This is a genomic window from Endozoicomonas atrinae, assembly GCF_001647025.1.
Taxonomy (GTDB): Bacteria; Pseudomonadota; Gammaproteobacteria; order Pseudomonadales; family Endozoicomonadaceae; genus Endozoicomonas; species Endozoicomonas atrinae.
The window spans coordinates 1-2218 of record NZ_LUKQ02000468.1 but is presented as its reverse complement, the minus strand read 5'-3'; the positions used below and the strand labels follow the sequence as shown (position 1 = coordinate 2218).

The following is a 2218-nucleotide window of genomic DNA, read 5'->3' as shown; positions in this document are numbered from 1 at the left end:
AAATATTTTCAAAAATAAAAATAAAACGATAGGAGTATTTGGATTCATATCCCAATATAAGAATTTCCTACAGGTTGTTAAAGTAAGTATAGAGAATGATTATAATCTTATTATAGCAGGTTCAACACACCCAACTTCCATTAACTATGGAATTCAAAATGCAAAAAACAACACCGCAAAAGAAATATCCAATGAAATCTTAAAACGAAAAATTAAAAATTATTACATAAAAACAGCACCTGATGATAAACATCTCATCTCTTTAATTAGAGAAGTCGATATAGTTATTATACCCTATCTAGAAACTGGCCAATCAGCTAGTGGCATTGCGAGCTTAGCTATACAGTATGGTAAACGTGTAGTATTTTCTGATACTGAGCTAGCTACCGAGCTATCTCGTTTTTTAAATAAAAAACCGGTTCTTTTTGATGTAAATTCCGATGCCAGTCTGGCATCTGCAATAGATGACACACTTAATACCTATAATGAAAAAGAAATTATTTTCAACGGATATAATTTCTCATCAAATATTAATTCTTATTTATCATCCTTGGAAATAAGTGAGGTATCTTCATGACCAAGGCATTGATTACTGGTATCACAGGGATGGTTGGTTCACATCTCTTAGACTATCTGATGAAAAACACTGATTGGGAAATCTATGGAATGTTACGTTGGAGATCTCCTCTTGATAACATCAGGCAACACATTGAGAATATAAACAAGAAAAACAGAATAAATTTAGTTTATGCAGACCTTAGAGACACTATGTCGGTAGATCATGTGATAAAAAAAACAGTACCCGATTATGTATTTCATTTAGCAGCCCAAAGTTACCCAAAAACCTCATTTGAAAGCCCACTAGATACACTTGATACAAATATTCAGGGTACAGAGAGATTACTTGGTTCGTTAAGAAAATATGCAAAAAGTGCAAAAATTCATGTTTGTGCCAGTTCAGAAGTCTTTGGTCGCGTATCAAAGGAAAAACTACCCATAAATGAAGAGTGTACCTTTCATCCTGCATCACCTTATGCAATATCAAAAGTAGGAACAGACTTAATTGGTCGCTACTATGCTGAAGCATATGGTATGTGTGTCATAACAACTCGAATGTTTACTCATACAGGTCCACGGCGAGGGGATGTATTTGCTGAAAGCAGTTTTGCAAAACAAATAGCAATGATTGAAGCTGGGCTGATTAAACCTATTGTAAAAACAGGCAACCTTGACTCACTAAGGACATGGTCCGATGTAAGAGATGCTGTTAGAGCATATTATATGATGCTCACAATTAACCCTACACCTGGAGAATATTACAACATTGGTGGGAATTTTACCCTTTCCATCCGAGAGATGTTATCGAAACTCATTCAGCTATCAAAACACAGTGGCATTACAATTGAAACAGACCCAGAAAGACTTAGACCAATTGATGCCGACCTTCAGGTTCCTGATACAAGGAAATTCCAAAGCCATACCGGATGGCAGCCAGAAATAGATTTTGGAACTACCATGCTTGATCTCCTCAATTACTGGAGAGAGAGAGTTAAGTCCGAGAAGTCATTTTTAACAAGGTAGACAAGTGAAACATATTTTAGTGTTGACATCTATCCATGGTGACCAACCAATTCTGGATAAAATTCGTCATGGTGTTGAATCAAATCACTGGCACTGTGTTATTGCGGGGGACACCATATCAAAGCCAATAAGAAGTAGTGATTCTTTGACCTATTACTCGATACTTGATCAGTTGTCCAGTCATTATTCCTATGCTAAGGCGGCACCAACACGGAATTATTGTAGGAAAAATTTAGCGTATCTTAAGGCAATTGAAATGGGAGCAGACGTTATTGTAGAGACAGATGACGATAACTATCCTTATGATAGTTTTTTCACCAATAGAATAGATAAGATAGCTCTTAAAACAGTAAGCTATGAAGGTTTCGTTAATATCTATAACTACTTTACTGATGATAAAAAAATATGGCCAAGAGGGTTTAGCCTAGAGGATATAAAAAACAATATTCCTAGTTACAAAGAATTACCTATAGAGTATAAATACTGTCCTATCCAAAATGGATTAGTAGATGTCATCACCGATGTAATAAGTCTTCAAAACACCAGTTTAATTTGACCTCCCGATTAACCCTTTTCTGGCCGATTGTTTTCCTGTTGGTATCAAGCAGGGAGCAGCGCCATGACCAATCGAGAGGAC

3 protein-coding genes are annotated in these 2218 nt (G+C 35.9%); all 3 read left to right on the top strand.

The window, feature by feature from the left end; genetic code table 11:
• Window positions 1–577: glycosyltransferase family protein (locus AK963_RS33845; RefSeq protein WP_202969896.1), on the top strand; the 577-nt coding region annotated here is incomplete at its 5' end.
• Window positions 574–1581 (top strand): GDP-mannose 4,6-dehydratase, encoded by a 1008-nt coding sequence (locus AK963_RS27990; RefSeq protein ID WP_066018593.1) that lies wholly within the window; start codon window positions 574–576, stop codon window positions 1579–1581. The genes AK963_RS33845 and AK963_RS27990, both read left to right, overlap by 4 nt.
• A gap of 4 nt (window positions 1582–1585) precedes the next feature.
• Window positions 1586–2137 (top strand): hypothetical protein, encoded by a 552-nt coding sequence (locus AK963_RS32695; RefSeq protein ID WP_139117732.1) that lies wholly within the window; start codon window positions 1586–1588, stop codon window positions 2135–2137.
• The last annotated feature ends 81 nt before the right edge of the window (window positions 2138–2218 follow it).

Coding starts and splice junctions, on each gene's coding strand:
- AK963_RS27990 (WP_066018593.1), top strand. CDS start 574: ATGACCAAGGCATTGATTACTGGTATCACAGGGATGGTTGGTTCACAT.